The 17,450-nt window shown below is 55.9% G+C and carries 16 protein-coding genes; 4 read left to right on the forward strand and 12 right to left on the reverse strand.

Translation table 11 applies throughout. From position 1 onward, the window contains the following. Positions 1-247: 247 nt before the first annotated feature. Positions 248-814 carry an MFS transporter gene (locus KT71_RS14295; protein WP_008294665.1) on the reverse strand — a complete coding sequence of 189 codons (567 nt, stop codon included), beginning with the start codon at positions 812-814 and terminating at the stop codon, positions 248-250. A gap of 58 nt (positions 815-872) precedes the next feature. After that, entirely contained in the window at positions 873-2,297 is a 1,425-nt protein-coding gene (locus KT71_RS14300) for a M48 family metallopeptidase (RefSeq protein WP_202962360.1), read from the reverse strand. 264 nt (positions 2,298-2,561) lie between these two features. Between KT71_RS14300 and KT71_RS14305 the strand changes: the two genes are divergently transcribed. Beyond that, on the forward strand, positions 2,562-3,674 hold the full coding sequence (locus KT71_RS14305) for a glutathione S-transferase family protein (protein WP_008294663.1): 1,113 nt from the start codon (positions 2,562-2,564) through the stop codon (positions 3,672-3,674). Between the two features lie 103 nt (positions 3,675-3,777). Here the strand turns inward: KT71_RS14305 and KT71_RS14310 are convergent, their stop codons facing one another. Both KT71_RS14310 and KT71_RS14315 read right to left on the reverse strand, forming a co-directional pair. Next, the gene (locus tag KT71_RS14310) at positions 3,778-4,368 is read right to left on the reverse strand and encodes a hypothetical protein (protein WP_008294662.1); all 591 of its coding nucleotides are present in this window, start codon (positions 4,366-4,368) and stop codon (positions 3,778-3,780) included. Further along, positions 4,365-4,910 (reverse strand): hypothetical protein, encoded by a 546-nt coding sequence (locus tag KT71_RS14315; RefSeq protein WP_023660114.1) that lies wholly within the window; start codon positions 4,908-4,910, stop codon positions 4,365-4,367. The genes KT71_RS14310 and KT71_RS14315 overlap by 4 nt, the downstream gene beginning before the upstream one ends. A gap of 296 nt (positions 4,911-5,206) precedes the next feature. Here KT71_RS14315 and KT71_RS19810 point away from each other — a divergent pair, with 296 nt between their 5' ends. The 3 genes from KT71_RS19810 (at position 5,207) to KT71_RS14330 (ending at position 6,877) form a co-directional block, all read left to right on the forward strand. Then, complete coding sequence (locus tag KT71_RS19810) at positions 5,207-5,938, forward strand: CPBP family intramembrane glutamic endopeptidase (RefSeq protein ID WP_023660115.1); 732 nt, start codon at positions 5,207-5,209, stop codon at positions 5,936-5,938. A 22-nt stretch (positions 5,939-5,960) separates the two neighbouring features. Continuing rightward, complete coding sequence (locus KT71_RS14325; RefSeq protein ID WP_008294658.1) at positions 5,961-6,533, forward strand: hypothetical protein; 573 nt, start codon at positions 5,961-5,963, stop codon at positions 6,531-6,533. Between the two features lie 128 nt (positions 6,534-6,661). Continuing rightward, positions 6,662-6,877 (forward strand): hypothetical protein, encoded by a 216-nt coding sequence (locus tag KT71_RS14330; RefSeq protein ID WP_008294657.1) that lies wholly within the window; start codon positions 6,662-6,664, stop codon positions 6,875-6,877. A 29-nt stretch (positions 6,878-6,906) separates the two neighbouring features. On the opposite strand, the gene KT71_RS19815 is transcribed toward KT71_RS14330, so the two are convergent. The 8 genes from KT71_RS19815 to KT71_RS14370 form a co-directional block, all read right to left on the reverse strand. Then, a complete protein-coding gene (locus KT71_RS19815) occupies positions 6,907-7,245 on the reverse strand; it encodes a DUF2894 domain-containing protein (protein ID WP_008294656.1) in 339 nt (112 codons plus the stop codon). Beyond that, a complete protein-coding gene (locus KT71_RS14340; protein WP_008294655.1) occupies positions 7,238-7,888 on the reverse strand; it encodes an OmpA family protein in 651 nt (216 codons plus the stop codon). Before KT71_RS14340 ends, KT71_RS19815 begins: the two co-directional genes overlap by 8 nt. Further along, the gene (locus KT71_RS14345) at positions 7,885-9,861 is read right to left on the reverse strand and encodes a coiled-coil domain-containing protein (protein ID WP_008294654.1); all 1,977 of its coding nucleotides are present in this window, start codon (positions 9,859-9,861) and stop codon (positions 7,885-7,887) included. The genes KT71_RS14340 and KT71_RS14345 overlap by 4 nt, the downstream gene beginning before the upstream one ends. Continuing rightward, on the reverse strand, positions 9,858-10,628 hold the full coding sequence (locus KT71_RS14350) for a DUF3348 family protein (RefSeq protein WP_008294653.1): 771 nt from the start codon (positions 10,626-10,628) through the stop codon (positions 9,858-9,860). The genes KT71_RS14345 and KT71_RS14350 overlap by 4 nt, the downstream gene beginning before the upstream one ends. A 312-nt stretch (positions 10,629-10,940) precedes the next feature. Next, a complete protein-coding gene (locus KT71_RS14355; RefSeq protein ID WP_008294652.1) occupies positions 10,941-11,897 on the reverse strand; it encodes a PfkB family carbohydrate kinase in 957 nt (318 codons plus the stop codon). Further along, on the reverse strand, positions 11,894-13,279 hold the full coding sequence (locus tag KT71_RS14360) for an MFS transporter (RefSeq protein WP_023660117.1): 1,386 nt from the start codon (positions 13,277-13,279) through the stop codon (positions 11,894-11,896). Before KT71_RS14360 ends, KT71_RS14355 begins: the two co-directional genes overlap by 4 nt. Next, the gene (gene gtfA, locus KT71_RS14365) at positions 13,279-14,772 is read right to left on the reverse strand and encodes a sucrose phosphorylase (protein WP_008294650.1); all 1,494 of its coding nucleotides are present in this window, start codon (positions 14,770-14,772) and stop codon (positions 13,279-13,281) included. Before gtfA ends, KT71_RS14360 begins: the two co-directional genes overlap by 1 nt. Positions 14,773-14,846: 74 nt before the next feature. Next, on the reverse strand, positions 14,847-17,408 hold the full coding sequence (locus KT71_RS14370) for a TonB-dependent siderophore receptor (protein ID WP_008294649.1): 2,562 nt from the start codon (positions 17,406-17,408) through the stop codon (positions 14,847-14,849). Between the last annotated feature and the right edge of the window lie 42 nt (positions 17,409-17,450).

Raw genomic sequence — 17,450 nt, forward strand, 5'->3', positions numbered from 1 at the left:
CTGTCTCCTACGCACGAGCAACCACCCTCGCCCAATCTGCGAACGCAATGATCCCAAGACCCTGCTAGCCTCACGGCTGTCACTTTGCAAGAGACGCTTGAAGAACCGCTTTGCAGCCGATCCGTCCGGCTTAGTCTGTAGGATCACATCCACGACTTCGCCATGCCCAGCGCCATACCCACCAAAAGTAGACGCTTTCAGGCGAAGCGCTGCGCGCGGCCTCCGCTTCTAGCGAGGGGCGACCCCATCAGCGATTCCGCGCCTGATGCCAGGAAAGAATACAGACCAGCGCGGCATAAAAGCTGGTAAGGACGACCGTGCCCCACCAGCCTCCCTGCCCGTAGGCGATCGTGCCAGTCCAGCTGCCCACCCCTCCGCCGATAAACATCAGCGTTATGTAAAGAGTCATAAGACGGGTGCGAGCTGCAGGCGGGGTGTTGAGGCTGGTCATACGACCTGTCACATCGACCATCGGCCCAACGGTGCTCATGATTGCTATCGGTACCAACAAAAATAACCAGTGAACCGTTGCTAGTCCCAGCGTCAGAATTCCCAAAAAATTAAGTGTCGCCACACGAAAACGTGCACGCTCAGGACCAATACGATCCGCCCAGCGGCCCAGGCGAGGAGTTACCAGCAGGCTAATTGCCGAAAATGCAGCAAGGTATCCCACTGTGTCGGTACCCAGATTCAACTCTGCACTGGTCAGATGTAGTCCGATACCGAGCCAGCAGCTCAGAAAGGCCGAGAATCCCAAGCCCTGTATGATGCCTGAGACGATGACGCGCGGGTGCTTGCGGGCCAGGGCAGTCATATCTAGCTGTTTTCTATAGTATTTTCAAAGGGTTGCGGTGACACAGCCCTTTTTATCTCTACTCTACCTCGTCAGGAGCCTCACCAGGGAGGTGCTCAGCCTTCCAGCGCATAGCCATGTAGATGCGCATGTAGGGGGAAGGGTGGTGATTAAACCAGTTCTCTTCAAATTCAGACGGCTCAAGCTTTCGGTATTCTGCGGTGAGCAGCGCGACCTCGGCCCAGGCATCGGGATTCTGGGTGGCATTGATCGCAAACAGATCGGCTTCATACTCCTGCACATAGACCACGCGGTAAAAAACCGGCGTAGCCAACGATCCCACGACGGTGAGAATTGCCACAAGCAACGGGAACCCCGCGTAGTCGTCTATCCCCCGCACACCCCAGTCCTCGCCTTTACGTCGCAGCAATGCGCGAAAAATCACGTGGCTGAGGAGGAAAAGAGCTAGCAATATTGGCAGCAATGCGAGCATCATTTTAATTGGATGATTGAGCACGTAGTGGCCAATTTCATGAGCCATTACCGCTTCGACACTGTCTACGTCGGCGCGATTGAGAAGATTGTCATTGAGGGCAATTCGCGCCGTTCCGAACAGGCCGCTAACGTTCGCGCTTACGCGATTCGTCTGGCGCGAGGCATCCACCTGCTTTACATCGTCCACCTCCATCCCATTAGCTCGCGCAATCGACAGGATTCGCTCTTTCAAAGGACCTTCGTCCATGGGTCGATATTCATTAAACAGCGGATCGATAAAGACGGGGCTGATGAATAGGGCAAACAGCATAAAGCCGACAGACAGACCAGAACCCCAGGCCCACCAATTATCTTGCGTTCGGCGAATCACCAGGTACAGCAAGCCCACAAACAGCGCGAACAAAAGGGTGGTAACTCCACCCTCTATAAGAAAGTCTCCGAACCAGGCAGAGAAAGATTGAGTCGCCAGACCATATTTATGCTCCGTGTAGAAGTCACTGAACCAGGTAAGTGGAAACAACAATACGGACGACACCAGTGCGTAAATCGGTATGTAGATAAACGCTCGGGCAAAGGGTGACTTTAATTTTGCCTCCGCAAGTTCTCGCCAGCGCCGCGACCAGCCCCGCGAGAGGAACAGCCAGGCAATTAGCACCGCCGCCACCGTATCAAGAAGCATAACGACGTAGCCGGTATTCACGTAACCATCAGTATTGGCAATCGCATCGGCCGAGGTCGAACTCAGATAAGCACGAGTAGAACCTTCGACATCAAATCCTTGAGCAGTCGTTGCCGCAACCAGTAGAAAAAAAGACGCCCCTCCCGTGAGCAACTTCAATAACCGCAACATAGATTCCTCCAATCTATTTTGATAAATGAAGGAAATTTTTCGGTTTCCTCCATCAAAAGCAACCCCTTCCGTTTCGAGAGTCGAGTCAAAAGTGATTGCGGCCCATACAGACTCAAGCCTCTGACACCGCCGTAACCAATAATCTTTGCTTCGAATCACTCGCCCGACAGCAGCTTCGGCGTCGGTTCGACGTTCGGTCGAGAAAATCTTTTGCGATTTTTCAGCTTACTCGCTCCGGCCTAAGATTTCTTCCAATCCGGGGCAGTTAACTTGGCGACACCTTGGCGAAAACCTTGCGATACCTTTGCACTGAGCCACAGTAGATCAGATACTGAACTGCCGCATCGGCTACTGCTCCCTGAGGACACTCGTACTGTCAATCCAGCCTGGCTGACTTTGTCTCCCGTTCACAAGGAATCCCTAATGACGCACCACTCGCTCTACGGTTCACCGTTTTCACTTTACACGGGACGCGCTCGCAGCTACTTGATCAAGGCGGGACTAACCTACCGCGAGACCACGCCCACCAGCGAGCACTATGCGAAGGTCGTGTTGCCTGCTGCCGGCAATCGTCAGGGCATACCAACGCTGGAAACCGCAGACGGTGAGGTTATTCGTGACGGCGCTGCGATTATCGATCATTTTGAGGCCCTGAGCGGCCATGGTTTTTCGCCTAGTCGTATCAAGCAGAACCTGATCAGTCGCTTGTTTGATGTCATTGGGGCCGAGGGGCTCCTGCGACCGGCGATGCACTATCGCTGGAACTTTGATGATCAAAATCTGGAGTTCCTGCGCTTCCATTTTCAGACCATGATGCCAAAGGGTATGAAGGACAAGACCGACAAGGCCATGCAGGCCATGCGCCGAGCAGCGCAGGGCTTTGGCGTCGTTCCTGACACTTTTGCGGTGGTCGAGTCCCTGTATGAACAACTGCTCGATACGCTGGATGCGCACTTTGCCGCAGTTCCTTACTTGCTGGGTAATCGACCTTGCATCGGGGACTTTGGCATGATCGCACCGTTGTACGCTCACCTGGGTCGTGACCCCAAGCCTCTGTCGATGATGCAGACGCGAGCACCTCATCTGTTTCGCTGGGTAGAAAGAATGAACCGCCCGGAACCTGACATTGGTGAGTTCGAAAACCAGGCAGACGGTTATCTACCGGACGATGAAATCCCCGAAACGCTGATAGCAGTCATGCGGCACCTGGCCACTGATTTTGTGCCCGAAACACTTGCAGCGGCAGCCACTATTAATCACTGGCTGTCTACTCAAGATGACCTGGCCTCTGGCGCTACGGCCGAGCGAGGTGTGGGCTTTTGCCAGTTTGAGATCGCTGGGGTCACCATCAGCGCCCTTGCGCAACCTTATCGATTCTATTTGCTGGCGAGAGTTCAGGCGATATACGAGTCGGTGACTGCGGTAGAGCAAGCGACACTGTCGTCGTTACTGGAGGAGGCGGGAATGGGAGAGCTTTTGAGCGCAAGACTGACCCGCGAAATCGCTCGGACAGGAAATCTGGAGGTGTGGTCTTAGTGAGCCGCCGGCGAATAGAGATGACACCGGACTATCAGGCTATGTTGAAAGCAGCCTTTGAGCAGCCGCGCTCTATACCAAGGCGGTGGGCATGCCGGGGCGATCACAGCTTCAGCGAGTCAAACTCCGTAAGTCGCACTAACAGTTCGTTCAGCGGTAGCTCCGCCTGCTCCCGGGTATCTGCTTCGGCGAGGCTGTCTATAGACGCCACGATAGCAATCCAGCAACGCATATGACGCGTGCTCAGTTGCGCCGCTATGTTGATGAGATCCCGCGCCAAAGGCAGGGTGGAAATTGCAACGCGCTTCAGGGATACCAGGGTTTCGACATCGAGCTCCGCATCGCTAAGCAATTCCATCAACTGGTGAACGATCAGCGGCTGTGATTCAAGATCACTTGTGGAAGCGGGCTCCGCGTCTGGTGCCAGAAACGCCAAATTCAGGTGTGACAGAAAATCGCGAAGGACGCTGCGCAGACTAAGCCACTGTTCGCGACGATGGTAGTAGTCGCGCAGCTGCTGCACAAAAGTGAACAGACCCACCAGAAAAAACCCTTCCAGGCAAAAGCCGATGAGCTCCGGAAGCAGGTTCTCCCGAAAAGAAGCGTCGTCCGCCTGGGAGACGAAGAGTGCGTAGAGTCCCAGCCCCCCTACCCCGAAAACCACCAGGGGCAGCATGAAAAGCCAGCGGTTCACTTGTCGACCTCGGCATCGTCAGCAAGTGCTTCAACAACCCTCGAGATTTTGCGGGCTTCCTTTGGCGTGAGATCTGCGGGTATTCCGTGCAGGTAGACCACGCGATCCTTGTTCAGAGGGATTGGGATGACGTCCGGCCGTTGCCCGGGAGCACTGAGGCGCACCGTTTCCAGGGCACGTTCCTCGCGTGTTTTGGTCGATTGTTTGTCCCGTGGCGATGCTGCCTGCGGCACGGCTTTAGAAACAAAGCTGTCTGGTGCTTCCACGAAACGGAAATAGTCGTCGAGGGCCCCTTGCAGGCGCTCCGCATATAGCTCGACCACCTCTCTGCGCAGGCCATCTCCCTGGATATTGAGCAATCGGGACTTGAGCGCATCGATACTTAGCTGTCGGAGGTCCGCTGCCTCGCCTTCGGTCAGCTCGGCAAACAACACGCGCGCCGCCGCACGACGGCTCCTGGCCAGGGCCGGCGCCATGCGTCCGGCGAGAGTGGCTTCCCTCAGGAATGCTAACAAGCCTTCGCTCGAATAATCCTTGTGCATGGGTAACTCGCCCCTGTTGGTAGGTATAGACCATATCAGGAAGCACGGACAGTAGCTGCTTTAGCGCCCTTTCCATACGCTTTAGCCGCGTGGCTTTCGGGAGTTTGTGGTCATCGGTTTAGTAGAGTTTCGTCACGTTGATTCCCAAAGCGCGCCAGAATTCGATCGGCCCGACTCAGGCATCGCCTCGGCGCATTTAAGGTTCAGTCCATCCTAAAGCGCTATCCAGCATCAAACTGCTGAAATAAGGTTGCGCGCTATCCAGCAACAGCAACTCACGTTCACAGGAACCACTGATGCAGCCTCAACCGCTCGAAGAACCAACGTTATCCCACTTGGCCGACAAAAAACGAATCGTGCTCGAAGTACTCGTTGTCCTTGGCGTCATGCTGTTGGTAAAGGACGTTGCGGATCGCTTCAACACCATTGGCGCAGGATCGATTGCCATGTGGTGCGGCATATTTGTTGCCGCCTACTTTATGAACAAACAGGGCGTCAGCTGGAAAGACCGGGGCCTGACCCTACCCTCCGGCTCGATGAACTGGGTGAAGGCTCTGGGCCTGGCACTGCTAACCGTTGTAGCCGTACTTCTGTTAATGGCGCTGGTTGTGCCGCTCGTTTCAGCGCTGCTCGGTGCTCATGTTCCCGAGAGTTCCACCGACCGATTCGAATTCTTCCTGGGTCAACCGCTTGTGTTCGTCGCCTATATGCTTGTGGTCATCTGGATTGGCGCGGCAGTGGGTGAAGAACTGCTCATGCGCGGGTTTCTGCTGAACAGCCTGATTGAGCTCTTTGGTGATCACAAGAAAGGCATTAGCGCCGCGGTAGCATTGCACGCGCTAATCTTCGGGATGCTGCATATCTCCCAGGGGGTCCCCGGCATCATTGGCACCGCAGGCGTCGCAGTGATATTTGCAGTGGTCTATTTACTTAATGGAAAAAAGTTGTTTCCACTGATCATTGCGCACGGCTTGGTCAACTCGATCAGCATTACTGCGTACTACCTGAGTGACGGAAAAATCACTTGATTGAGTAATTAGCTTTGACCGGTTGCATGCACAGCTATTACCCGACGATGAGGCGGCGGCTATCGGGGACACACTATCCATCGCCCGGGCTGGCTTTGATGCACTTTTAAGCTGCTCCGAAGAGCCTGGCGCCTCTGAAAAGGTCAACGACGGTATCATCGCAATCCGTGGAACGCGCGGTGTTCGAATACGCGCCGCAGCGATCACGGAGCTGACAACAAATCCTGCCTTTTTGTCAGAGCAGTCGGACCAGCTTCGAAAGCGGCTCTCAGAACTGCGCTTCTATCAGCAGTTGGCAGTAGCTACCTCCAACCGGTTTGAACCCGTCATTGCGGAGATTTGGCCGAGTGGATCGCCAATACTCTCAATACAGCCGATGGAGAGGTTTAAGGCTAAATGGTTCGGAATTGAGTGCGAGGTCCCTCGGTATGCTTTGGAGCTTGATGCCAGCATTCAGGAGGCTTGCACCGATAGAGGCCTTTTGAAGTGGTTTCACACTTGGGAGAACTGGCAATCGAACGTTCTGCTGTTAAACGAAAAATTGCGAGTCGAGTACCAAACAACGCTTGAAGTCTTGCAGAGGCAAGGCAGGTAGTCGCATGCCAGTCGGTGCGTGCTCTATCCCTGATGTCTTTCGAAAACGTCGCTGAACGGAAGTTTAAGCTGCATACTCAGGATTGTTTAAGCAAATAAGGAGAAGCGCGATGACGGGTTCTTGTATCTGTGGAGGCGTTGGCGACAACACATTTCGATCTGAATGATGACTTCAAAGCGTCCAATCCGACGGTCGATCAGATTGGGGTTAATATGAAACTCTTCGAATCCTCTGATTTAAAGGGTGTGGAAGTGCGTTATCCCGACGGGATGAATTGGTCGGGCAAAGGACCGTTCAGCTATCGGCGCAGCGCAATGGTGATTGAAGAGACAAACCCTTGGTAGTGACGCTCTGCTAAACACGTTACGCAGACTCAGGATTGCTCCTCTAGCCACAGCAAGGTATCCAGATAACTGGCCAGATGCTCCAGATACTCCGGCGCTCGCTCATCGAGGACGACCAGCGCCTTTACCACCAGGCCCTGGGAATTCAAGGGTCCCGCCGCTTCCGGCAATGTCGCCATGGCTTGGGCGATACGCGCCTCAACGCCGCGCTTCCAGACACGCTGGCGAACGACATCGAGAGCCCTGAGCTCTGTCCGTTGACCCAAGAGCGCCCTCAATGCGCCGAGGGATTCCACGGTTTGGTCCCGCGTCAGTTCACACACGCTCCCCCCTTCTTCAGGCACCTCGCGTTCCGCTACCTCAGGCATCGGGCAGGGGTGCCTCTGTTGACGTGGAGCGAGGCACCGGCGCCATCTCAACCCGCCGATTGAGGGCACGACCAGACTCATCACGGTTTGGCGCTACAGGCTGCTGGTCCCCAAAGGCCGCGGCGAACACCCGGTCAGCGGGCAAGCCGGCAGCGACCAACTCCCGTGTCACGGTCAGGGCGCGCTGAGCTGACAGCTCCCAGTTGTCTTTAAAGCTAAGATTGCCCGCCTGGATCGGCAGATCATCGGTAAACCCGCTGATCATTAATAACTGATCATTTTCCTTAAGGAATACGTTCAGAGGATCAGCAAGGGTGGCGAGCAATTCCCGACCTTCATCCTGCAATCGATCGGAGTTCAGGGCAAACAGCACACTGCCGCTTATTCCAATGCGACCGTCGTTGATGGTGATGCGTCCACTTGCCAAGGGCCCCGCCAGAGCCTCCTCAAGTACCTGCCGCCGCGCCTGCGCCTGCTCACGCTCTGCCTCCGCCAGCTCCAGGTCCTTCGCCAGCTCTAATTGAAACCCCAGGGTCCAGATCAGGATAAGGACAAACACGCCAACGAGGCCCGTCATCAAGTCCCCGAAAATCGCCCAGATGGGAGGACCGTCGTTCAGACCATCATCGAGAAGTTCTTTCATGATGGCTCCGCTTCGACCTGCGGCTTGGAAATCACCGATTCGAGGCGCTCGAGTATGGCTTGCTGGGTCAGCAGATTGTGGTCGATGATTTCCCGCGCCTGATCCACGTAGTAGCCCATCTGCTCATCACTGCGCGAAGCAGACGTCGTCAAGGCCTCGGTAATCGCCTTTAGCGATGTATCAACGGTTTCGCTGCTTGCTTTAAAAGCAGCAACAGAATCCGCAAAGCCGCCGCTCAAGGCCGCCAGGTCGCTGGCAGTGCTGGCGATCTGCTGTCCCGACGCACCCAGGTGCTCACTCAGACTACCGGCAAACTGATCCAGCACCTCAGCATTGCGGGCCAGCAACTGCTCCAACTCCATGCCGAGCTTGCTCGACAACTGCCGCCACTGCTCCTCGTTGCTCTCCAGAGTCGACGCCATCTGCTGGAAGAGACTTTCAGACACGTCGGCAAGCTGCTGCGCGCTCTGAGTCATCAGTCGGTCCAGATTGTCAGCGGTGGCGCCAGACTGTTGCTCAACATGTTTCTGGAATGCTGCGGTTGTTGTTTTTAGTAGGCCCTGCTGCTCTTCATCACGCTGCTTCAGGCTCTCGATGAGTGCCCTCTGCTCCTGCAACAAGGTCGATCGCTCTTCCATAAGCAAGGTATCGCGCTCAAGGGACCGATCGCTATGGCTCTGGAGCGTATCCAGCAAATCAGTACCCATGCGGGTCGACGCCTGTGCAGCGGACTCCATGGAAGCGACAGATTGATGAATACTGCTGCTCATTCCCTCAAGCCTCTCGCCAAGGGACTCCTGCAGCCGCACGATCTGGGCGCCGCTGTTTTCGAGGCGCTCACGCTCCAGCGACTGAATCTCACCCAGCTGATTGCCAAGCTCTGCAACCAGGGTGTCCACGCGCTCACCCATTGTGTTCAGCCAGTCCGCTTCGGCGACGCGACGCGTTTCCAGTTCCTCTGTCTGCCGCGCCTGGAAAGCGCTTTGGCGCTCCTCTTCCACCTGTCGGCGCGCTGCCGCCTCGCTAACAAGCTGCTCCGAGGCCTGCTCCAGCAGCTGGCCCACAAATGGGCGCAGCGTTTCCGCAGTCTCTTTGCCGGTGCTCGCCAGACTGTTCTTAACCTCGGTGGAAAGCGTTGCCGTCAACGCTTGGAAATCCGTGCGCACCGCCGTTTCGAACTCGCGCTGCTGGGTCACAAGCTGCTCACTGGAGCGCTCGCTCCAGGTCGACAGTTGCTCTCCGAGCTGGCCCAACTGCTCTCCCAATGCCGCAAGACTGGCCACCGCATCGGGTAGAGCGCCGGCCTGCTGCTGCAATGCGCTATAGGTTTGCCTGCGTTGATGATGAAGAGAATGATCCCGGAAAAATTCATCCCGACATTGATCCAACACTTTGGATAGCTGGAGTCTTTCGCGCTGGCTGAGGGTAGCAATGAGACCCAGCATGGCGGAGGCCGCGACACCGGCCACGGATGTCCCGAAAGCCATCCCCAGACCCTCGATAGGTGCGGCCAGGCCCTGCCGAATGGCCGTCAGTTCTGTACCACCCTCGAGGGCAAGGGCAGCGCCCCCCAGGGTAGCGACCATGCCCACGAAAGTACCCATGAGGCCCAGCATCACCAGCAGCCCGACAAGATAGGGTGTCAGCATAGGCGCCGGGAGACCCTGAAACTGACCCACGATGCGCTGATGAACGGCATGGCGTAAGGCCTCGGGCACCGAGGAAAGCCACGCATCCAGTGTTGGAGCATCAGCAGATGATGACCGCGCTGTATCAAGGGCCCCCAGGGCCAGGCGAAGCCCCCCCGTTTGACGCTGGTAGCGCCATAGCTCCGTCGCACCAACACTGTAGGCCGTGACGATGAGTAGCATGACGAGGAGGGTCATCCTGTCATCGGCAGCCACCAGTCTCGTCATGAGAATAATGAGGGCCATGCCCGTGACAAAGGCGGCGTAGGAAAGAACTCGAGTCATGAATGTTTCTCTAGGGAATCGTTAGGAGACAGCAAGGACAACATCCCGTCGAGGGGCTGAAGCCTGAGTGTCAATTCTGCATGGAGCAGCTGTTTTACTTCGTCATGAAAGCGCGCCAACCAGCCGTCCTCACGGAGCCAGGACGCTGGTTCCTTAGCGACCCAATCCTGCTGATGCTGGTGGAGGCGCAAGTATTCGAAGCGCTGCGCTACCAGCCCGGGCAGAGTCGCAAAACACTGGCGCGTGTACTTTACGAATATAGGCCCCATGGCGATTTCCAGGGCAGCGACCTGTGCCAGGGCGTCGCTTTGAGAGCGCATCCGCTCTAACAGAACCTTTCGCAGCTGTGCAACACGCCGCTCAAGCTCACTTTGGTGGAGGCTGTAAAAGCGCTCGTAGCGGGCGATGGTCTCCGCTGCGCTCACGTTTTCAGCGCTCACCGTCGGTAGAGGAAAGACATTTCGTCCTGCGAGCGATAGCTCATCCTCGTCTGTGGCAAAACTTGCATCAATGGAGCCACGCATTGCCGCCCGGTGCTGATCAAAAACCGAGTCAACCCCTTCGGCGCTCTCGACCTGTTGGCTTGTGCTGACCCGGTCAAGTTTGGAGAAAAAATCGGACAGGGTGATAGCGTCGGAAATATCGATCAGATCAGCCAATCGCGTGGCAAACACGCGTTTTCCGGGCTTCGAAGACGCCAAACCCAGGTCAGCCAGAAGACGCACCAGGGGCGCCTGACCTACAGCTGAGATAGTTGTCCTGGACATGTTTCTGAGCACGACGCCTCATGAAGCGAACGCACAAGGCCCGCCAACAAGCAATTTACAGAGTAACCGTCAGCGAATACTGATCGGCCGGGGCAATCGACGACAGGGCAAACGGATCGACATCCGAGTGAGCCTGTCGCGAGAGGCGCGCAGGGTAGCGCATATTCGAGACGGTTTTAAGGGGCTATCAATGGCCCCTCGAACGCTGAGCACATTCCTTCAGATTTCAGCCCACGGCGGGGGTGGCCGGGAATCCAGATCTGCGAAGCATTCGCCACGCATAGCCACCAAAAAGCCTTTTCCGGAGCCAGGCTAACGGCGACTGGCGTCGATAAAGCGCGACAGCTCTGACCTTGTGGGCGGCGAACAGCCGGCTCGGGAAACATTAATTGCTGCGGCGGCACAGGCGAGATCCAGAGCCTCAGCCAGGGTCTCCGCATCGCTCGCCCCCTTTGATGGCTCGAATGCTCCGGTGCGATAGAGACTGGCAAGAAAGGCTGAGTGGAAGGTATCCCCCGCCCCCACGGTATCTTCCAGCCTGGTAACGGGGTAAGCACGTTTTTCAATAGCGCCCGCCTCTCCCGGAGCGCCATACAGAACGGCACCGCCGCCACCCTCGGTCAGGACCAAAAGACCATCGTCCATTTCCTCATGAAGCTGAACCGCCGCTTCACGAATAGTGCCCCCCAGTTCAAAAGCTTCGATATCCTCGTCACTTGCTTTAACGACGTCTGCAACGGCCATCAGGCTGCGAACGCCATCCAGATACTTTTTTTGGTCCAGACTACCGCGTAAACGAATATTGATATCGATACTGATGAACACACCACGTTCTTTCATCAACGTAAACAGGGCATTGATCTTGGGTAGCTGGCTCGGAGTGATCGCAAGGGACCCTGTGTGAAACACGCGTAGATCCCCTGGCAAGTGCTCAACAACTTCTTCGAGGCTCGTGTCCTTATCGGCGATTCCCTCACGATAGAGCCTGTAGGAAGGCTGCCCCTGATCATTGACGGTCACCAATGCCAGGGAGGTGGGGCACAGTGACCTGCGCTGGGACGGCACCACGACGCCCTCTCGCAGGAGAGAATCGCAAAGCTCCTCCCCAAAACGGTCATCCGAAAGCGAAGAAAGATAGCTGACAGGGATCTCCTGCCTGGCAAGGCCAATGGCGACGTTGTAAGGCGACCCCCCGAGATGCGGCCGATAAGCTCCGTCCTCACCGACAATGAGATCGATTAAGGCCTCCCCTAGAACAGCGACGCTCACGCTACCGCCTTCTCACGACGCGTGTAAAGCTCACGCTCCACCCGGTGCAGCGTGGCACGGTCGATCTGGTAAAACATCATCAAAGCGCCGCCCGCGAGAAAGTAGATCGCAGGCACCACGTTGAACATCAGTCGTATACCCGTCATGGCCTGCTCGGACTGAGCGGCGTTGGCCGTGAACCCGAACCAGGCAAGCATGAAGCCCGGGAGAGCCCCTCCCACGGCGGAGCCGAATTTAAGAGAAAACATCGATGCCGAAACCGTAAGGCCAGCGGTGTTCTTACCCGTTAACCACTCACCATATTCCGCACAGTCCGTGTACATGGAAAACAAGAGGGTGATCGTCACACCGAAGGTCAGAATACCCGCACTGTGCACCAGGGTGATCAACCAGAAAGCCTCCGGTGGCACCAGGTAACAGAGGCCGAGAAGAAACGCATGAATAATGCTCATTGCAAAAATAAGACGGTGTTTTTCAAAGCGAAGCGTGAGCCGCGGCGTGATAAGGGCACCGATCAGTTGGCCGAGTAAACCGCAGGAAGTCAGCACTGCGGTCTTATCGAAGATCAGGAAGACCAGCTGCCCCGAGTCACCAAGGTAGTACTTGACGTAGTAAACAATGGACGCAAAGCGCGCGACCAGCCCGACCACAATGAGAATTCCCGTCAGTACCAGAACAACCCAGGATGCGTTTTTCAGGAGCGCTGAAAAGTCCTCGCCGATGCTCGAATCATGGCGAGGCAATTGGACTCGCTCTCTCGTGCTGGCAAAGGTTATCCAGAAAATGACTACGGAGAGGATAGCGAACAGGACAATTGTCAGACGGAATCCCAGCAGCTCATCCCCATTACCGAGCATTTCCACAAGGGGAGTGGCAAAAGCGCCGACGCAGAGCGTGCCCAATGACGCAAACACGAAACGGAATTGCGTAGCCTTTGTTCGCTCTTCAGCAACAGGGGAAATCACGGCGAGGAGTGCTGAGTAGGGAACATTGATCGCCGTATAAGCGAGCATAATCAAGGTGTAGGTGACATAGGCATAGATGAGTTTGCCCGTGGAGGAGAGCTCCGGCCCGAGGAACAGTAGGTAACCCAGACCCGCATAGGGCACTGCAACCCACAACAAATAGGGCCGATACTTCCCCCATCGGGAGTGGGTTCGATCAGCGATGAGCCCCATGGCCGGATCACTGATCGCATCCACCACCTTGGTAACAAGAAGCATGGTCGCCGCGGCCGCAGGGCTGATACCAAACACATCGGTGTAGTAATACAGAAGAAAAAGCCCAAAGAACCCCATATAGAAGTTCGATGCCATATCACCCAGGCCGTAACCGACCTTCTCACGAAAAGACAGGGGCGCGGCGTTTCGCACGGCGCTCATCACACCGCCTCTCTGCTCGCTTCGGTCAGAGCACCAATCGTATATTCAAAGGGCTCTCCATCCAGTACGCCAGCAATCGTTGCGCGACGCTGAGCGAAATCAACGGCCAATCGGGCACTGCGCTCTCCGTGAGTCCAGGAAAGCACCAGGTGTTGCTCCGGCGAGCTTTCCACACAAAAATCGCCCTCAAATACCGGCAGAGAATTGCAGAGGCGGATAAGTGCAAAAAGCTCCTCAACCACGGGTCGATTGATCGCCGAGAGAAGCTCCTCCCGGGAATAATAGTGACGGTTAATATCCCTGCCCACGCCCGTACGCTCTACAAGGCCAAGATCATTCTCTCCGGCAAGGAGTCCGACGTAATATACCTGGGGGGTACCGGGTGCAAAAAACTGAATAGCGCGGGCGATGAGATAGTCGATATCGCTGCCACCCAGGGCGTCGTAGTAGGTCGAATTGACCTGGTAAATATCCAGATTAGACGCCGTATTGCCGCTGGCTCGTCTGCTCTTTCCGGCGGTTCTGTGGTGAATGCCTTCAACCAGGCTATCGATTTCATGGTCACTGAGGAGGCCGGGACGGTCCCCCGCCGCACCCACGTCAACAATACCGATGCCGTCGTGAGTATCCAGCACGGTCACGCAGTTGCGCGGCGCAATTCGAAGCCAATGCTCCAGAGCAGACACGTCGTTGGTGTACAAGCTGTGAAGCACCAGTGGTGGCAGGGCAAAATCATACACACGCCCTACTCGTTCTGCGATCTCGCATTGCACCTGATAGTGCCCATGAATCTCAACAAGGGTTTCCATGCCGAGGGTATGAGCTTCAGCGCCCAAAGCGGCGATAAAGTCATAGGTCTCGGGCAACATAAAGCAGTCGGTGCCCGGACGCTTGATTGCATATCCGGCAGCATCCAGCCGCACCTCTTTCACACCAGCCGCGGAAAAGGTCTCAAGAATGCTCTGCAGATACTCCTGCCCCGGGGCACTTTCTACGTTGATGTCCAGTTGGCTGGAACTGAACGTCGTCCAGAACTCATGGGTGCTGCCATCTGCCAGCGTCCTGGCTGTGAAGGGGACTCCCGGTCGCGGTCGATAAATCTGCTGCACCTTGGCGTCAGCAGCGTCGGGATCGAGGCTGCCGAATGCGTCCCCATAGCGGAGAAACAGCCCCCAGAAACGTGACGCGGTGCCGTTTAAAAGAACATCCTGAAACTGACTCGACTCCGACGACACATGGTTGACGATCATGTCTGCCATGACCGCATGTTCTGTTGCAATCGCAGAAACATCGTCCCAGGCACCCAACTGCTGATCCACGGCAAGATGGTCCGTGGGGTCAAAACCCGCGTCCGCCCCGTCAATAGGGTTAAAGAACGGAAGGATATGCACGCCGCCAAAGAGGCCGCTCAACTCACCGTCAAGCAAGTCTTTAAGCTTTTTGAGATCGCCGGCCAAACGGTCGGCATAGGTGATGAGCGAAACCCTGCGCATAAATCAAAGACCAGATTGTTCGTAAGTGAGAATAGGACGGTGCGCCGTCGAAACGCACCATCCAGCACCCCTGTCTAGAATCGGTAAGTGATACCGATGTTAGCCGATCGGCCATTGAGAGGACGAGCACGAATGAAGCTTCCTACCGCTGCCGATCCTTCTTCTGACTCCGTGATGACGAACTCATCCGTAAGATTGTTAACGTTGACGTAGGCTGTGAGGTCCTGAGTGACATCGTAGTTGAAGAAAGCATTTACCAGTACGTACGCTTCCTGCTTGAGGTCGTTATTGTCCTGCACGTAGTAGTCGGTTGATCCCTGCAGGACCAGGCCCGTCGCAAGACGCGCATTGCGGTACTCGGGGATCAGGGTATAGATGAAATCTGCCTGTCTCCGGGGAGTATTGCCGACAACCGCTGCGTTGGTGGCATCGTCAGTGATTTCAGCGTCCGTCCAGGTAATGTTGCCTCGTACCACGAAGCTGTCGCTAAAGTTAAAGTCACCCTCTAACTCAATACCATTCGCTTCATACTCACGGACAAAGGTTAAGCCGCTGGTAAGCTCCGCCTGCGTTTCCTCCGTTATCGTGTTGAAGAAGGTTGCAAAGGCTGACCAGTTTTCGCCAACGTGTTTGTAGCCAATCTCCAATTGCTGAACGTTGTCAAAGCCGTCGGTGGTCGACGTAAGACTGCCATCAGGACGCAAAGAACCGCCAACCTGTGTCAGTCGATCAGCGATCGCGCGGCCGCCATCGCTGTAACGCGCAAAAACTGATGACGCATCCGTCAGGAGAAACGTGCCGCCCACGGAGTAGGAGGTATTATCAGCGTCGTAGTTTACGTTGGTGGTTGCGGCATTGCTGGAGTTAAGAACCCGCACACCGCCGGCAATGAAACCGGCCGACGTGGCGCCGGGATTTTCCAACAACGCATCGCTATCGAGACGGGTAATTACACCACCGTCAACGGCGAACTGGCCTACGCTGCCATCGCCATTAAGGTCTATGGGGGTATTGCCTCCGCAACAGCCATCCAGACGCTGTCCTCTTGCTTCGACCTCATCGTGGCGCGCGCTAACGTCGAAACGCATGCGCTCACCCACATCAAAGCCCACGTTGATGTAAGGGGCAAAGGTGGTGTATTCGAGATCCCAGTTCCACGCCAGGAAGCTTTGCGTAAGCGCGCCATTGTCCGCAAGGACCACATCCACTGCGTTTCCATTTTCATCGATACCTGCGCCGTTAGCGAGATAGGTGATGTTCCGCGAATTAGAACCATCGAGAGTCTGCATACGCGTCTGCCAGCTATTCCAGGACGTTTTTATGGCCTGCTTCGAATAGTAGAGACCGCCGGATATCGCCAGACCGCTGGTGTTTTCCCAGCTAAAAGAAAGGTCATTAACAAACAAGCCAAGGTCGTGAATCTTGGTATCGAAAAGAAGATTGGTATAGGCGAGCTGGTCGCCATCCGCAGGCTGCCCATCGATAAGTGCGGTAACACCGCCAGAACAATCCAGCCCAACGCCAGCGACGCTTGCAGAGGCGCAAAGCTCTGCACCCTTATCTGCGATGCTTGCCGTGCCGCCGGCGAATCCGTCGGTAAAGGGCGCGATAAAGCCCCCCGAAATGTCAGATTGACGAAACTTGTTACGCACCGTCAGCTGATCGTTCAGCGACTTTTCAAACTCAAAGCCAAATGCCGACACCTTGGACTCGATACCGTCAGCAAGGGAGCGCCTGACGGGATTTCCAAACTGATCAAAGGTCGTAAAGTTGTTTGTCTGCTGCGACTGAAGGGTTTGCGAGCTGGCGTCATACCCGGGCACCGCACCGTAGGAATCCCCTCCTTCAACCAGCACAGGTGATGGCAGGTAGGTCGCAACCCGATCATCCAGATGCTTGGCATACAAACGCAGATAGCCATCCTCGAACTCTTTCGTGATGTTCGCCTTCAGCTGGCCACCATTTTCACCGTTGTACCCCGTATCACGGACACCCTCACCATCGCGAAAGAAGCCACCAACGTGGTAATGAATAGTGTCCGTCAAAGACCCACCGTATTCGAAGTCGGTGCGAAACTCATCGTAATCCAGTCCCATACTGACGCCGATGCTGCCGCCCTCTTCCTCACCGGTCTTGCTGATCATGTTGATGATGCCGCCGGGGGAGTTGCTCGCAAAGGTAGAGGCTGAGCCGCCACGGATACTTTCGATACGGGCAATGGTCCAATCGGCCCTCAGCCAGTTGTCGGTGTTACCAAAGTTGATGTCGCCGTATTCGAGAACCGGCAGGCCATCCTCGTGAATCTGCATGTACTTCGAGCCGCCCGTTGCGAGGGGGATACCACGAACCGTGAGATTAGCGTTACCGCCGCCTCCTGATGACTCGGCGCGAACACCCGGTAAGGCTCGAAACAGTTCCGCGGCAGAACGCGGTGCAAAGTCGATAAGCTCGTCGCCTCCCACGGAGCTCACGGAAACGCTGGCCTCGAGTTTCGTTGCACCACCGGCGGGCACACCGGTAACGATAACTTCTTCAAGAACGGTCTGTTCCTGTGCCTGCACCACGGCAGCGGGCAGCGCGGCAAGAGCAAAAGTGAAGGGAACGCACAGGGAGCGCGCGGTCGAATATTTTTTCATGGCGTTTGCCTCGTTTTAGATTTATGTGGCGATACCGGTGGT

Origin of the sequence: Congregibacter litoralis KT71, assembly GCF_000153125.2 — a bacterium.
In the GTDB taxonomy this organism is placed as follows: Bacteria; Pseudomonadota; Gammaproteobacteria; order Pseudomonadales; family Halieaceae; genus Congregibacter; species Congregibacter litoralis.